11 protein-coding genes are annotated in these 16499 nt (G+C 50.6%); 10 read left to right on the top strand and 1 reads right to left on the bottom strand.

The genetic code is table 11. From position 1 onward, the window contains the following. Nucleotides 1-12 precede the first annotated feature (12 nt). From A3842_RS13070 to A3842_RS13025, 10 genes are all read left to right on the top strand, one after another. Entirely contained in the window at nucleotides 13-702 is a 690-nt protein-coding gene (locus tag A3842_RS13070; RefSeq protein ID WP_074087094.1) for a response regulator transcription factor, read from the top strand. Between the two features lie 24 nt (nucleotides 703-726). Then, the gene (gene pssA / locus A3842_RS13065; protein WP_074087093.1) at nucleotides 727-1251 is read left to right on the top strand and encodes a CDP-diacylglycerol--serine O-phosphatidyltransferase; all 525 of its coding nucleotides are present in this window, start codon (nucleotides 727-729) and stop codon (nucleotides 1249-1251) included. Nucleotides 1252-1255: 4 nt separating this feature from the next. Then, nucleotides 1256-1747, top strand: coding sequence for a DedA family protein (locus A3842_RS13060; protein WP_074101696.1), 492 nt, complete (start codon nucleotides 1256-1258; stop codon nucleotides 1745-1747). 382 nt (nucleotides 1748-2129) lie between these two features. After that, nucleotides 2130-3737, top strand: a complete 1608-nt coding sequence (locus tag A3842_RS13055; RefSeq protein WP_074101695.1) for an extracellular solute-binding protein — start codon at nucleotides 2130-2132, stop codon at nucleotides 3735-3737. A gap of 95 nt (nucleotides 3738-3832) precedes the next feature. After that, on the top strand, nucleotides 3833-4735 hold the full coding sequence (locus tag A3842_RS13050; RefSeq protein WP_074101694.1) for an ABC transporter permease: 903 nt from the start codon (nucleotides 3833-3835) through the stop codon (nucleotides 4733-4735). Nucleotides 4736-4775: 40 nt separating this feature from the next. Next, nucleotides 4776-5648, top strand: coding sequence for a carbohydrate ABC transporter permease (locus A3842_RS13045; RefSeq protein ID WP_074087085.1), 873 nt, complete (start codon nucleotides 4776-4778; stop codon nucleotides 5646-5648). Nucleotides 5649-5667: 19 nt separating this feature from the next. Next, nucleotides 5668-7377, top strand: coding sequence for a hypothetical protein (locus A3842_RS13040; protein ID WP_074101693.1), 1710 nt, complete (start codon nucleotides 5668-5670; stop codon nucleotides 7375-7377). Between the two features lie 74 nt (nucleotides 7378-7451). After that, nucleotides 7452-8636 carry an MFS transporter gene (locus tag A3842_RS13035; RefSeq protein ID WP_074101692.1) on the top strand — a complete coding sequence of 395 codons (1185 nt, stop codon included), beginning with the start codon at nucleotides 7452-7454 and terminating at the stop codon, nucleotides 8634-8636. Nucleotides 8637-8696: 60 nt separating this feature from the next. Continuing rightward, nucleotides 8697-10943 carry a helix-turn-helix transcriptional regulator gene (locus A3842_RS13030; RefSeq protein ID WP_074101691.1) on the top strand — a complete coding sequence of 749 codons (2247 nt, stop codon included), beginning with the start codon at nucleotides 8697-8699 and terminating at the stop codon, nucleotides 10941-10943. Between the two features lie 218 nt (nucleotides 10944-11161). Further along, a complete protein-coding gene (locus A3842_RS13025) occupies nucleotides 11162-15574 on the top strand; it encodes an AAA family ATPase (RefSeq protein ID WP_074101690.1) in 4413 nt (1470 codons plus the stop codon). Here the strand turns inward: A3842_RS13025 and A3842_RS13020 are convergent. Then, a complete protein-coding gene (locus A3842_RS13020) occupies nucleotides 15571-16437 on the bottom strand; it encodes a LysR family transcriptional regulator (RefSeq protein ID WP_256701685.1) in 867 nt (288 codons plus the stop codon). The genes A3842_RS13025 and A3842_RS13020 overlap by 4 nt on opposite strands. Nucleotides 16438-16499: the final 62 nt, after the last annotated feature.

Genomic DNA, 16499 nt, shown 5'->3' with positions numbered 1-16499 from the left:
GTAGGGAATGCGATGAGCAAGAAAGTTCTTATTGTTGAAGATGAGACCCGAATCAGGGAAATTATATCAGACTATTTCATTCAGGATGGCTGGGAGGTTATTGAAGCAGAGAACGGAAAGGATGCGTTAGATAATTTCGATTCGTTCTACCCGGATTTAATCATTCTCGATGTAATGATGCCTAAGATGAATGGGTTTGAAGTATGCCGGAAAGTTCGCAGCCGCTCAGGAGTGCCCATCATCATACTCACAGCTAAATCAGCCGATCATGATAAGGTACATGGCTTTGAGCTTGGAGCAGATGATTATGTGACCAAACCGTTTAGTCCCAAGGTACTTATCGCCAGAGCGAACTCGCTTATGAAACGTGCAACTGAAAATTATAAGCCGCAAGGGCATATGATGAAATTCGGGTCCGCAATGTTAAATACGTTAGCCCACAAACTGGAGGTGGATGGCAGAGAGGTTGAGCTGGCACCGAAAGAATATGAGCTGTTATTACTGCTTATGAATAATGAAAATGTGGTGATTTCCAGAGAGGCGATCATCAATCGGGTGTGGGGTATAGATTTTGATGGGGATTATCGGGTTGTGGATACACATATTAAGAAACTGAGAGCGAAGCTTGGGTATGAATCGAGTTATATTCGTACGGTCATCGGTGCAGGATATAAGTTTCATCAAGAGATTGGAGATAAGTAAGGTTCTTAGAAGGAGTAGATCATCATGATATGGAAATGGATACCCTCGATTTGCACTGTATTCAATTTAGGAGCTGGAGCAGCTTCGTTGATATTTACGATTGAAGCCTATTATAAGATTGCATTTTTTCTAATTCTGCTGGCAGCCTTTTTTGATGTGCTTGACGGTCTGTTAGCCAGATTAATGAATTGTCCGAGTGAATTCGGTAAGCAGCTCGATTCATTGGCAGATCTGATTTCATTTGGGGCTGCGCCTGTTTTTCTGATCCTGCTGCACCAGTCAGGTGATTTGCGTGGGGGAGGCGGGGCTGCGGCTATTGTATTTATCATTTGTGGTGCTCTCCGATTAGCCCGATTTAATGTATCTGCATCCAGTACGGAATTTACAGGGTTGCCGATTACAGCGGCCGGAGTGATTCTATCTTTCTTTTCGGTTCCCAATCATCATATGGAGCCGCCTGTGATTATTGCATTAATTGGCGCCCTTTCTTTGTTAATGATTAGCCGGATCCGGTTTCCATCATTAAAAAAGATAACGGTTAGGAAGTGAATTCATGGAGATGGTTACGGAATTCATCTCACAATTCGGTTATGCGGCAATCGTAGTTTTGCTCGCACTCGGAATAGTAGGTCTTCCCATACCCGATGAGACACTAATGGTGTTTGTTGGATATTTAGCTTCTGTACATGTGTTGAATTATGTGCTTGTGATACTGTTTAGTTTTATCGGGTCCGTAGCAGGGATGACCATCAGCTATACCATTGGAAGAAAGCTGGGTTACAGTATTATTCACAAATGCGGTAAGTGGGTTGGATTGACTCCCAAACGATATCGGAAGGTAAAAAGATGGTTCGCAAAATATGGAGTCTGGACAATCTTTTTTTCTTATTTCATTCCTGGAGTAAGACATGCGGCCGGATACATATCAGGAATTACGACGATGCCGTTTAAAAAGTATTTTTTATTATGCTGTATTGGAGCGGCTGTCTGGACGGTTTTGTTTGTATCCATTGGCTTTTTTGTAGGACAGAAGTTTTCATTCTAAAAGATCATCAAGCAGCTTGTCTTCGGGCAGGCTTTTTGTGCTTCCCAAGGCCTGAACTGTGTGAACTAATGGGATGGGGTGGGCAAATACCTTACATCACTGGCATAAGTACTCCAGAGCGGGCACACAATAGGGAAAAGTGCAGGCGGGATGTGCATCCTTTTGGTGTGCGGAATGCAGTTTACTTTAACGATTATTGTTTACTTGTTATGTTTTCCTACATATATAGCGCATGAATCCCCGTATTTATCAACAGAAAATGGTTTATTGTGCGTATTTGCATTCGTATGTAATACTAGGTGACATCGAAGGCGTCAAACACCAATGGTGAAACACTCGATGACATGTTAAATAACATCAAAAGGGGAAAGGTGATGAGAGAATGACAACAAGATGGTCTAAGAAATGGGCAGGTCCCACAGTGGCGGTCGTATTAATCTCCTCTATGCTATTATCCGCATGTTCTTCCAAGGAGGATGCAGCCAGCGGGAATGCGGCGTCAGATTCATCCAAGCCTACTACATTAAAAGTAGAGTTGTTCGACCGGGGGAACTCACCCGCCGGCTACACCATCACCGACAGTTATTTGACAAAGCTGGTGAAGGAACGTTTTGGCAAGCCGAACAATATTGATGTCCAGTTCGTGCCGGTGCCGCGTTCGGAAGAAATTCAGAAGCTAAATGTACTGATGGCCAGCCAAAGTGAAGTGCCGGACATTGTGTTCACCTACGATTCAGGAACCTTCAACCGGTATGCCGAGCAGGGCGGTTTGACAGATCTTACGGACTTGCTGGATAAGAATGCTCCGAACCTTAAGAAATTTCTGGGCGAGGACACGTTAGCCTACGGACAATATAAAGGACAGCAATTCGCGCTTCCGGGCAGAAGACTTGTACTGGGCAAATATGCCGGTTACATCCGCCAGGATTGGCTGGACAAGCTTGGATTGCCGGTGCCGCAGACAACAGATGAACTCTACACGACACTCAAAGCATTTAAGGATAAAGACCCGGGCAATACCGGAGGTAAGGTGATTCCATTTGGTGTAAGTCTGGCATCCGCTCAATATGAGCCGCTTCTCTGGTCCTTCGTCCAGCCGCTCACCGATGAGCAGAAGTATACCTTGACCCAGCAGCTTGGCTCCAATGATTATCCAACGCTGCTTCCGGGCTTCAAGGAGGGTCTGAAATTCATGAACAAGCTGTATAACGAAGGCCTTATAAGCAAAGACTTCGGTCTCGATAAAGACAAGAAGCAGCTATGGCAGAATTTGCAGAACGGTCTGCTTGGTTTCTATACAGAGGATGCAGGTGAATTGTACTTCTCAGCAAATGGCGGGTACGAAAATCTGCAGGCCAATGTGCCTGGCGCAGTGATCACACCTGTTGATGCATTCACTAACTCGGAGGGCAAACATGCCAAGCCGGCATATGCGCCAAATGCTATGTACGTCATGATCCCGAAATCCAGCAAAAATGCTGAAGCCGCATTGAAATATCTCGATTGGATGGCTTCGGGTACGAACCTCTTCGACATGCAGTTCGGTGTAGAGAATGAGAACTATACACTTGTAGACGGTGTGCCTGTAGTGAAACCGGATGCGACTCAGGAAGCGATGGACCGGATCTACAACTTCGGTGACCTTGCCATCATTGTTAATGGTAAATATGCCGGAGACGATGCCAAGAATGAAGCGGCTTATATTGCACAGACACCAGAGAAGTATCAGGCAGATATGAAGAAGTCGGTGGAAATCTCGAATACAGACAACATTCAGCCTGTGAAATTCGATCACCCGATCGAAGCGGAAGCGAAATACGGTACAGCACTGGCTGACAAGTTCCAGGAAATTATCGTAAAAATGACTATGATTAAGCCGGATCAGTTCGACAGCAATTACGATTCAATGATCAAAGATTATATGGCTAGCGGCGGCCAGGCCATTCTGGACGAACGTACTGCAGCTTACAAAGAAATGAGCTCCAAATAAAATAAGCTGAATGACGGCGAAGTATCGGTAGAGGGAGCCATTTCCGGCTTCCCTGCCATCCGCTGCCGCAGGACGGAAGAGGGAGAGTGAAGGCTGTGAGGAATTCAGTTTATTTACGCAGACACTGGCAGTTGTATAGTTTGCTTTTGCTGCCGGTCATTTACTTTATCATCTTTAAATACGGACCCATGTATGGGGTGCAGATCGCTTTTAAGGACTTTAACTTCTTTCAGGGGATTGGCGGTAGTAAGTGGGTAGGCCTGGATGTATTCCGGGAAGTGTTCCAGAACAACAACTTCTTCAAGGCACTGCGCAATACGCTGATGCTCAATCTGCTGGATCTGATCGTTTCGTTTCCCGCACCTCTGATTCTGGCTATCATGCTCTATGAGCTCAGAATAACCTGGTTCAAAAAGCTAGCCCAGACGATCCTGTATGTCCCCCACTTTATTTCCTGGGTGATTATCGGAGGCATTGTACTGCAGGTGTTCGGGACCCAATCGGGGTTCATTAACAATCTGCTGACCGGTATGGGTCTAGATGCCATTCCTTTTCTATCAGACAAGAACTATTGGCTCGTCACCTACCTTCTAATCGGCGTATGGCAGAGCGCGGGCTGGGGAACCATCCTGTATCTGGCGGCATTGACCGGAATCAACAAAGAGCTGTTCGAGGCAGCAGAGGTAGACGGAGCCAGCCGGTTCAAGAAGATTCTGCATATTTCCTTGCCAGGCATCAAAACCACTATAGCTACGCTGCTCATCATCAATCTGGGCAACATGATCTCCATCGGCTTCGACCGTCCGTTCATTATCGGGAATGTCGCTGTCCGGGATTATTCCGAGGTGCTCAGTACCTTTGTATACCGTGTCGGTATCGAGTCCGGTCAAATATCACTGGCAACAGCCGTAGGCCTGTTCCAAGCACTGGTAGGGCTGTTCTTCCTGCTCGCATCGAACTATGCATCCAAGAAACTGGCGGATGAGAGCATACTCTAGTCCAGAGCCGGAATAAACAGAGAATGAGGGGGAGAAAAAAATGAGTGAACGCGCAGCTAACCGGATATTCGATGTCTTTAATATCCTGCTAATAACATTCGTTGTGATCCTATGCCTAATGCCTTTTATTCATATTATTGCGATATCCTTAAGCTCCAGCCGTCCGATTATGGCGGGACTGGTCAGCTTTTTCCCCAGGGAAATCAGCTTTGAAGCGTACACCCAGGTGTTCTCCGATATGTCCATGATCCGTTCCCTTGGTTTCACGATCTTTCTGACCATTCTGGCTACAGCACTGTCTATGGCCATGACGATAGCCGTTGCGTACTCGCTCTCCAAAAGGGATCTGCGGGGACGAAAATGGTTCATGCTGATTATTGTCGTTACGATGTTCTTCAGCGGCGGTCTTATTCCCGACTACATTCTGGTCCGTAATCTCCATCTGCTGGATACGGTCTGGGCGCTGGTGCTGCCGGGTCTGATCAGTCCCTTCTATATGATTATTCTGATCTCGTTCCTGAACGGCATTCCCAAAAGCTTGGAAGAAGCGGCGGAGATTGACGGGACTACCCATCTGGGGACCTTGTTCCGTATTATTCTTCCCTTGTCGCTTCCAGCGCTGGCTACACTGAGCCTGTTCTACGCCGTAGGCCGCTGGAATGGATTCCAGGATGCCTTGATGTACATCAATAATACGGACCTTTATCCGCTGCAGCTCAAGCTGTACCAGATGATTCAGAATAATCAGGTCAGCGATTTGATGCAGCAGGAAGGTCTTGGCATGAACAAGCTGATGCCGGAGAGCCTGAAGGCAGCAAGCGTTATTTTCACAACCCTTCCGATTCTAATCGTCTATCCGTTCCTGCAGCGCTACTTCATCAGCGGAATGATGGTCGGAGCAGTCAAAGGCTAAAGCGAAGGAGGAGCACAACATGACTGAGGCCATGATCGAACGGCTTAGTGATCAGCAGCGGTTCCTGCTGGTTCAATCTCTTGAAATGATGGACCCGCTCTACGACGGAGCGATGGAGCTGCTCCGGGACGAAGAAGAGCCGGACAAACACAATACCCGCAGCAGCGGACATTATGCACTGGCTTTACTGATCCGAAATGCGTCTGGTGATGCAGAGCGGGCATATGGCGTACTGGAACGGGTGATGGATCTGCAGTTCGACTGTCCGGATGAAATTTACCACGGTACCTTCCGCACTTCACCAGAGGCGGGTTCACCCCCTGCGGGCAACTATGACTGGAAAAAGTTCGCCCCAGGCTTCGCCTTCTTTCTGAGTGAGACGGTGGAGAAGGTTGGCAAGAAACTAACCGGCCAACTGGCCGGGCAAGGAAATTTGGCGGCAGCCGGTCTCGAGGATAAGGCAATCCGACAAGCCTTGCGGAACGCGGTAGATGAGGTGCTGCCGCCGGTATGGAAAAGCTATGATCCGAACTGGCGTGAATTCATTGCCTGCACCTTTGCGGTGATTCTGGATGAATTCGAGTCCCTGATGCCTAAGGCTCTAGTCCGCCGTATGGATGACTCGATGCGGAAAGCCGTGGGTGCTTCGATTGACCGCCGGTTCTCCGATGCCATTCCCATGAACTCCAATATTGTGCTTATGCATATCTTCATCACCCACTACTACGGATACCGCTTTGCAGATGCTGCCTGGATGGGGCATGCGGACCGGGAAGCGGCAGATATGCTGTCTGCTTACGGGGAATTCAACTCGCTGGCGGAGTTCAATACGACTACCTATTACGGTGTCGATCTGACCGTGCTGGGGATGTGGAGGGTGTACGGCAAGACTGCTGTCATCCGCGAGACCGGAGGCAAGCTTGAGCATGGACTCTGGGCGAATATCGCACAGTTCTATAATCCGATTCTGGAGAATCTGTCCGGCCCCTTCGGGCGGGCCTATGAGATGGAACTGGTCGGCCACAGCTCTATCGGTGTCTTCCTGTATCTGGCGCTAGGCAAGGGCTATGAATATATGACTGCGGTGAATTGCGAGACCAGCCATGACCCGCTGATTGCAATGGTGGGTGTGGACCTTCCGGAAGAATTGCTGCCGCAGTTCAAGAGGCATGCCGGAGACCGCCGGACCGAAAGACAGTTCCGGGAGCTCTGTGAACGGGATAAACCCGGGGAGAACCGCAATTTGTGCACCGCAGCTGCCTGGATTGAAAACAAGCGGATGATCGGAGCGATGTCCGGCAGCCGGAACACGAACGGACAGATGCATCCGGCGACCATCCACTGGCTGAATGCTGACGGGGAGAAATGCTACCTGCGGCTGCTACGCCGGGAGAAGGGCAAAGGCTGGAACAGCCATTTGCGGGGAATGATTTTTGAGGCGGCGGTTCAAAAGGATTGGCTTTCGGTAGACGTTCACCTGAATACAGACGTGGAGATCGAGGTTTATTTCGAAATCAGCGGACCTGGACTCTCCCCTGCATCGACGGAGATTACCCCTGATATCTGGGCGCTGCCTAATCTGGGCTGCAAGGTGTCTGCAATCGCTCCAGACCCTGTGATTTACTGGGATCAGGAAGCAAAGCTGCTGGAGATTATCTATTTGTACCGTCCAGAAGACGGGGACTCACAGATGAATTTCACACTGCAGCTGGACCCGCTCACTCCATAAAACCATCCGGATAGACCTCAAGCCAGGCGGGAGGTCTATCTTTTGCGAATACAACAATAAAGGAAGAATGCCACATGGAGAACGCGGCGATAATATCTTTGGAAGCCAGAATGGAGCTGATTAAGCTCCGTATGGTGTATTTGTTGTCAGGCCTCGCGGGTGGATTATTCAATCCGTATTTGACAACCCTGTTTGTTCATCAGGGGGTAGGGGCTGAAGTGGTTGGCGCACTAATGTCGATAGGAACGCTGTTATCCATTTTGGTGCAGCCTGTCTGGGGCATGCTGGTGGACCGCTACCGGCAGACGAAGCTAGTGCTTATTCTCAGCATATCTGTACCGGCCTGCCTTTCTTTTTTTTATAGCTTTAAGTATTTTTTAGTGATCGTAATGGTGTATATCCTGTCCATAGTCTTTCAGGCTACGCAAAGCCCGATTGCCGATTCTTATGCTGTTTCGGCAGCGCGCAAGGCGAGGACCTCCTATGGTTCGATCCGCATGATGGGCAGCCTGGGTACAGCGCTGGGCGGCTATGCCGCGGGATTCTATCTGTCAAAGTTCGGGATTACACAGTTGTGGATGCCATTTCTGGTGCTCAGCCTTGCAGGTGCTGTTACTGTATTGAGCTTACCCCGCACCACGGAGAACAATGCGACCACGATTTCGTTGTCCCAGGGACTTAAGGAACTGTTGGGGAACCGCCTGTTCGTGATGTTTCTGGTAGCCTGCTTTTTTGTCAATCAGACGCTTACCGCCTATAACTCCTTTTTCGTTCTGGCCTTTCAGGATGCCGGAGGCAGCTATTCGATGGTCGGCACCGCGCTCTTGCTGGCTTCCTTGACCAATATCCCCTCCATGCTGCTTGCTGCCAAAATCCTCCGCCGAATCGGGTATGAACGTACGTTGCTCCTGGCCGCTTTTTTCTACGCACTGCGGTGGGCCATTCAATGGCTGTTCCCGATTCCTATGGTTATGATCGGCATTCAAGTGCTGCACGGCTTGTCCTTCGGCTTGTTCTATGTCGCTGCGGTTGAATATGTGGCGAACGCAGCAGGTAAGAAAATGCAGGCTACCGGGCAAAGCGTATTTAATATGGTCTTTTCAGGTCTTGGGGGAATTGTGGGCAACCTGCTGAACGGATATTTGTATAGTACAGGCGGACCCCAGGTGATGTATCTGGCCTGCACTGTCAGTGCACTAATCGGGGCGGGCATGTTATATTGGATTAACAGAATTGCGAGAGTGTCACCGAACTTGTAAATGGCCAAGCTCCTGATGCATCTCTCGGGTATTCAAGTGAAGAGGGGCGGGGGGGTTCATATGAAGCGAAATTGGTCCAGCAGGATGATGTTCTCTTACTTCCCTATATTTCTGCTGACAGTATCGATTCTCATCTTTCTCTCCTTTCTCATTGTAGGTGAGCTTTCACGCAGTGAGACCGAAAAGGCCAACCGTATCTCTACCGGCTACGTTGTCGATTCCGTACAGAATGCCTTAAGCGAAGTGGAATTGGCTGTGCTGCAAGAGATGGAGACGAATCATGATTACGGCTATTATCTAAGCGGGGAGAGCGATCAGGGAGACCGGACCCGGCTGTATAATACCGTAAAGGATATGCGGGGCATGATTTACCGTAATCAGCTGATTGACTCCATCTATATTTACAGGGAGCTCGACCGGAAGGTGCTTACCCTGAACGGGCTGGTGGACAGCGATGTTTTTGCAGACCGGGATTATCTGAACCAGGCACTGACCAAGGCGGGCACCGGCGAGTGGAGTGATGTGCGCAGCCTGCGGCTGTTCAGCTCCGATCCAACCTCACAAGTCATCAGTATGTACAAGCAGCTGCCGCTTCCTTTTGGCTCCGAAGGTGTCATTGTCGTCAATCTCAGCATGTACCGGATCGAACGGATGATTGATGATATGACGAACAGCAAAGTGTCTTTCATGCGTGTGGTCAACGATCAAGGCCAACTTGTCTATACGGCTCATGGGGAAAAAGAAATCCTGAGCAGCAGTGTTCTCACCCGGATACCTGCCGGCAATGTGGGCTGGACCTTCGAGAGCGGCATCCTTGCCGGTGAGCTGTTCGCCTGGATGTCTGTAGTTTCATATATCTGGATCATTATCGGCGTTCTGACTGTGGTGCTGGGGACCTTATACATCCTGTATATTACCCGCAAAAACTATCGTCCGATCCAGGCGATGATGAACCGGATTCAGGCACTGCAGTTCCGGGAAGAGGGGATGGATGTCACCTCAAGGAACGAATTGGTGATGATTGACCAGGCCCTCGAAACCCTGATCCATCAGACCATGGATTATCAAAAACAGCATGATGAGAATCTGCTGGTCCAGCGCCGCCAGCTGTTTCTGGATCTGCTGGAGGGGGAACAGATTGCCTCCCTGGAGGACAGGCTGGAACGCTTCAGCCCGTTCAGCGGGGCAACCATGCAATTTGCCTACATTGCGGCAGAAATCAATCAATACGATGATTTCCGCCATAAATATCCTGCCAAGGATCAGAATCTGCTCAAGCTGACACTTATGAATCTGTTCCAGGAGCTTGCGGGAGAAGAAGGGCTCGAAGGCTGGGGCGAATGGGTCAGCAGCAACCGGATTGGGCTGATGGTCAGCTCCGGCGATCATTCCACAATAGACAAGACCCGTTTGCAGAACCTTGCGGAGCGCTGCCTTCGATGGGTCAGCGACAACCTGGGGCTCTCGCTGGCCATCGGGATCGGTCCTGTGGTAGATGAACTTTCAGCAATTCCCAAGTCATCCTCTGCGGCCGATATGGCACTGCAGCACAAGCTGTCACTTGGTAAGGACAGGGTTGTGCTAAGTGATAACCTGCCGGACCGCTCCACGCTGCAGTCCTATAAATATCTGCAGATGCTGGGTGAGATTGTGCGGGAATTCCGCATCGCGGACGAAAATTGGCGGCAGAAGCTGGATGAACTGTTCGTCTGGTTCAGCGAAGATCAGGTAAAGGACGAAGAGATTCATATGATGCTCCATACCTTGATCCAGATGCTCGACCGTGAGCTGGGGCAGCTCTCGGACAGCCTGAAGAGAATCTTCAGCGAGCCGAGCCTGCAGGGATATTACAGCGAAATCGAAGCGGAAACGACTTTGAAACAGGTCCATACCGTCATGCTGAAATGGCTCGCGGAGATTTACCGCATCTATGTTTCGGTCAATGAGTCCAAAAGCTACCGTGCGATGATCAGCGAGATGAAGGTATATATTGAAGAGAATTTTGACAATCCTGACTTATCGCTTAAGCATCTGAGCGACCGGTTCCAGATTTCAGGCAAATATGCAAGCCACCTGTTCAAAGAGGAATTTGACATGAAATTTGTGGATTTTCTGACCCAGCTGCGGATGCAGCGGGCAGAATATTTGCTGGCCACTACCAGCGACAATCTGCAGGATATCGGACAGAAGCTGGGCTATGCCAATTCCATCACCTTTGGACGGGTATTCAAACGGGTTGTAGGGGTGACTCCGGGTGATTACCGCAAGCTGAAGATGAAGCCGGGCGGGCAGGAGGAGCATAAATAGTTCTACTTCTTACGGAATATGCAAAAGATCAGCACAGCAGCGGTTCTCCCTTCACTGGAGAACCGCTGCTGTGCGTTATACCCCCATTGCAGCTTATCCTACAACTTTCCTGTTTAAAAAAGGCTCGTTAAATTTTAATTAAATGCTAGAATAGGTATAATTACTTACTTTGTTTTGATTGCGGGAGCGACGTATGGACTACTTGGGGGAATGACAAAATGCCAATCGAAGAAGGGTTCAAGCTGGCGAAAATAATAGAAGGTACTATTATGGAGATATCCTCCTTTCTATATATTGCTGAAGCATTAACGAAGATGGTCCGGACGATTCATCATCAGAGTAGAATGATTGGCCGCCTTAATCCGTCCTCGGTCCGTTTGGCCCTGGACTTAAGAGAGGCTTTTCTAATCGAGAATAGAAACGCGGATTACGCCTATCTGGCCCCTGAACAGTTGGGCAGAATGGAGTATAAGCCGGATGAACGCAGTGATCTGTATGCGCTTGGTGTGATATTCTACGAGATGCTTGCCGGTCGCCTGCCCTTTCAGGCGAAGCACCGGGAAGATTGGGTTCATTTGCATATGGCGGCCATCCCCGGACCGCTGCATGAGTACCGGCCTGAGCTGGCGGGTCCTTTGGAGGACATCATCGCGAGGCTTATGAGCAAGTCACCGGAAATGCGGTACCAGAGCGCTTATGGATTGCTTGCCGATTTGCGGAAGTGTGTTGCCGCGTACGAAGGGACAGGCCAACTCCTTCCATTTGAGATTGGGCTGGCCGACCGTGCAAGCCGGTTCCGGCTGCCGAAGCTGTTGTATGGGCGGGAGCTGGAGGCGAATCAGTTGCATGCTGCTTATGAGCAGGCTTGCGGCGGAAGCTCGGCATTTGTACTGGTGACTGGCCGCTCAGGGAGCGGGAAGACGGCGCTGATCGAGGAGTTATATATTTCAGTACTCCGTGAAGGGGGCCGCTTTGTCACAGGCAAATGCGATCCAATGAACCGGGAGATGCCTTTTGCCCCGATTTTACAGGCTCTTCGCGGACTCCTGCAACAAGTATGGAGCGAAACACCGGATAGGGCAGCGGAGCTGGGTATTCAGTTGAGAGAGACCTTGGGCCAGGGAGCGGGTGTTATCACGGAATTCCTTCCTGATGCTGCCGGGCTGTTTGGAGGGGTATTTCAGGCAGAAGCGCTGCCGCCAGTGGAGGCTGCTGTCCGTTTCCGCCGTCTGCTCCCCATGTTTATCGGCGCTTTTGCCAGTAAGGAAAGGCCGCTAGTACTATTCCTGGATGATCTGCAGTGGGCTGATCCGGATACACTCGATTTCCTGTATATCCTTGCTGAAGATTTGGCAATGTACGGGTTAATGGTTATTGGAACCTTTCGCTCGGAAACGATTGAGGAACGGTTGGATAGTGTAGATGGATATCCCGCCTCTGCTATATGGCTGGATGAGGTATTATCTCCGAAGCAGCAGGGCAGGCCGCTGCATATCCGGCATATTCAATTGGAAGCCCTGATATACGAAGATGTAAGACAGTTTCTCTCCCAGTTATTGAAGGAAAATACCTCACGCATCCGGCAGCTCGCAGAGCTCGTGTATCACCGGACCGCAGGTGATCCGCTGTACCTTCACAGGCTGATGGACAATCTGTACCGTGAGCACAAGCTGTACTATGACGAGGAGCAGGCCCTTTGGGTCTGGGATACCGAAGCCATTGCAGAGCTGCCTGAAGCGCCGGGACTCCTACATTTCCTGGAGGCGCGCATCCGGCAGCTTCCCGGGGACACCATCGGCCTTTTGGGGATAGCCGCAGCCTTGGGTCACCGTTTCCGTGTGTCGGCGATTTCTGCAATGAGCGGATATACCGTGGAAGATACGCTATCTCTGCTGCGCATTGCGGAGGCAGAGGGTTTGATCAACCTGGAGAAGGATGCTGACCGGGGGGGCACGGATGATTCTATATATACTTTTCTACATGACCGGGTGCAGGAAGTTGTATATAGCATCATACCGGTCACGGAGCAGGCAGGCCTGCATTTGGCAATTGGACGCAGCATGAGCAAGGATATGGGCGGGATCGCGTATTCTGTTTTTGAACGGGTACACCACTTGAATTTGGGCGCTGTGAAAATGGAAGATGAGACCGAAAGAAACGGGCTTGCCGCTTTGAACCTGCATGCAGGACTGAAGTCGAAGGCGACTACGGCGTTTGCATCAGCGCTGTATTTTCTGGAGACGGGACTACATCTGCTCGGGGAGGAGGAAGCCGTTCCCGGATCGCTTGCTTACAGGCTGCTGCTGGAACTGCCTGAATGTGAATATATGTGCGGCTACACCGAGCGTGCAGCCGTGCGGCTCGAACGGCTGCTGGCCGCAACTACAGATCTGCTTGAGCGATCCCGAATCTACCGCATCCGGATCGCCATGTGTGCCTACTTGAAGAAAGATGAACAGGCCGTGCAGGTTGGACGGCAGGCGCTGGCGGAGTGGGGCTGGAAGCTGCCAGTGAAACCCTCCTCCGCTGCTGTAGTAACGGAGGTGGCATTGGCGCAGAAAGTCTTATATCAGCACCGTAATGTGCTGCAGCGTCTTCCCGTCAACCGGGACCCTCATTATATAGCATTGTCTGAGCTGGTAATGTCAATTGCGAGCTCCGCCTTTACCTTAAGCCTGTCTTTGGCGGCGGTACTCTTTTCCCGGTTTGTACGGTTTGGGCTAAGCCGGGGGAACAATGAAGCATTTGCCTATATTCTGGCCGGTTACGGTTTAGTGCTCATGCGGAATAAATTATCTTTTGCACAAACTGGTGCTTTTTATATCGAAGAAGCTGTACAGCTTGCCTCTTCTTTTGAAAGCGTGGACTTAAGATGCAGACTGGACTATATCAGGGGGCTGGCCCTATTAAAGCATCAGCCGCAGGCAGGGCTGCAGCATTTCCGGCAGTCGGTGAAGCATGGAATGGAAGCAGCCAATTTACCGTTTGTCAGTATTGCCATGCTAACCTCGGTGACGAACCATACCGGAGGTCCGGCTGCATTATCTGCGTTGATTACAGAATATGAGGGCCTTGCAGGCAAGCTGGTGGATACGGTCACCCTGAATATCTTCCAAATCTCCAAAGCATACGTGGCCCGTTTGCAGGGACTGGCTGCTGAAGGTGATGAATCCCCGGTTCCCGTCCATGGCAGCCGCTCCAGTAAAGTGCTGAATAACGAAGTGTTCTACATCTGCACGTGTCAAATGGAAATCGCCTATCTCGAAGGTCGTTTCCGGGATGCGCTGGACTGGGCACAAGAGGGGAGCTTCAATACCTTTCGGCAGACCCGGATGCAGGTGCGCAAGCAGCATGTGTACCAGTCCTTGGCGCTTGCCGCGCTGTATGCAGAGTCTCCTCCGGCAAAACGTAGGCATATCCGCAGCAAGCTCCGAAAGCAATGGCATGTGATGAAATCATGGACAGGCTACTTCGGTCAGGGATATTCCGCTTATGTGCTGATCAAGGCGGAAATGCAGCATTTGAACGGGAATCACACCGAAGCAGCCAAGGGCTATGAACAGGCTATTGCAGCTGCGCGTCAAGAAAAAAACGGGCTATTGGAGGGCATATCCTGCGAAAGGGCGTCAGCATTTTACCGGGCGGCCGGAACGGTCACGGGAGCTGACGGATTGTTAAAGGATGCCTGCATGGCCTATCTGCACTGGGGGGCTGCCGCCAAGGCAACTCAGCTTGGACAGGCATATCCGGATCTGAAGTTACCGGTAGCCGGGAGGACCATGGAACAGCTGGTGGTGGGTGCGGCCACAGGACCCGCTGAAAGGGCGGTGTATTCAGACAACGGAAAAGAGCTGCTCCGGCAAATGTCCAGCTCTGCTGAAAGAGCAGGCCGCTCGGACTGGAGAGACAGACTCAACAGCTTACTGGAGTCGGCGCTCCGCTATTCGGGAGCGGTGAAAGGATATATTTTTGGCAGCCGCGAGGAAGAATATATAATTGTTGCCCGAAGCGGCTCAGCGGAGAATCCGCAAGACAGATATGCAGAATCGGTGGTTCGCTACGTAATGAGGACGGGAGAGCCGGTATTGCTTACTAATGCTTCAGTCAGTTCCTATGCAGCTGATCCATACATCATGGGTAACCAGTCTTTATCCGTTTTATGTCTGCCTGTTTTCTTCCCTGGGGGAGTGGAGAGGTCTGTTGTATATTTGGAGAATCATCTGATCGCCGGAGCCTTTACGGATGAGCTGCAAACCTTGCTTGACTTTATGATCACCCGGATGGTGTATCAGCAGGCCCTTGAAGATTCCCGTCCGGCGGGTCCTTCCACAGCAGGTGCAACCGGGCCTGACCCGCAAGCGGATCGTTTAATACCCGGTTTATCTGTTGAGCATCCGGTGGATCTGTTAGCTGCAGCACAGGCTGAACCGTTGATGGAACCGCTGACGCTCCGGGAACACGAGATCCTATGCTCGCTATCTGACGGACTCTCCAATAAGGAAATCGCCACCCGCTTTGGGATCACCGAAGGAACGGTAAAAAGCCATGTGTTCCGGTTATACGGCAAACTTGGCGTGAAGCGCCGTGCGCAGGCTGTTGCCCGGGCACGGGAGCTGAACCTGCTGAATTAGCATGGAGCCTGCCGCTGTTCGATAAAATCAATAAAAGGTTTGACCGCTGCCGGGAGGTAGCGGTCTTTTCTCCATTTGAGGCCAATTTCCCATTCCCAGCCTTCCTCGGCTATGGGAACCCATACGAGCCCTTCCAGCATCAGCCCCGGCGTTTGCGGAAGCACGGATACACCGAGTCCTGCTTTGATGAAGCCGGCGACTGTAACCAGATCCTCGGCATCGTAGGTAGAGGTCAACTGAAAGCCGGTATTTTCGAAACGTGCGTGGAGCGTGGCTTTTAAGCCGCAGTTTTTTTTGAGACCTACAAAAGGTTCACCAGACAACTCGGTCAAACGGAGGGAAGTCCGCTGGGCAAAAGGGTGTTGGGTGGAAACGACGATAAACAGCGGCACCTTCTGAATCGTCAGCCATTCGTGCTTCATTATTGCGGATTCCTTCGAGGTAATCATCAGGTCCGAACTGCCCTTGTCAAAATGCTCATCCAGATCCCCAAGGCTGCCTTGAAATAATTCAAAACGCACCTTCGGATGGTGCTGTTTATATTCCTTCACCAGGTTTGGAACCAAATCAACGCCCAGAATATTCAGATAGGAAATGGAGATTAGGCCGGTATCCGGGTCAGCCCACTCTCTGATCTCCTGAATCCCCCCTTCAATACTCCGCAGAGCTTCTTCTACCCGCTTGGCGAACTGTATCCCGTAACGGTTGAGCCGGATATTCCGGCCACTCCGGTCAAACAGCGGCATCCCGAGCTCATCCTCCAGCTTCGAAATGGCGTGGCTTAAGGCAGGCTGGGTCAGGTTAAGGGCCTTGGAGGCCAGGGTCATGTGCTCAAATTTAGAGACGGTAATGAAGTATTCCAATTGTGTGAGTTCCAGGGGAATCCCTCCTTTATATATGAATAATAATAATCAATTATATAAAT

It is taken from the genome of Paenibacillus sp. P3E (assembly GCF_001909045.1).
Taxonomy (GTDB): domain Bacteria; phylum Bacillota; class Bacilli; order Paenibacillales; family Paenibacillaceae; genus Paenibacillus_AQ; species Paenibacillus_AQ helianthi.
Note: the sequence above shows the minus strand (reverse complement) of the source record. Positions and strands in the feature narration are given on the sequence as shown.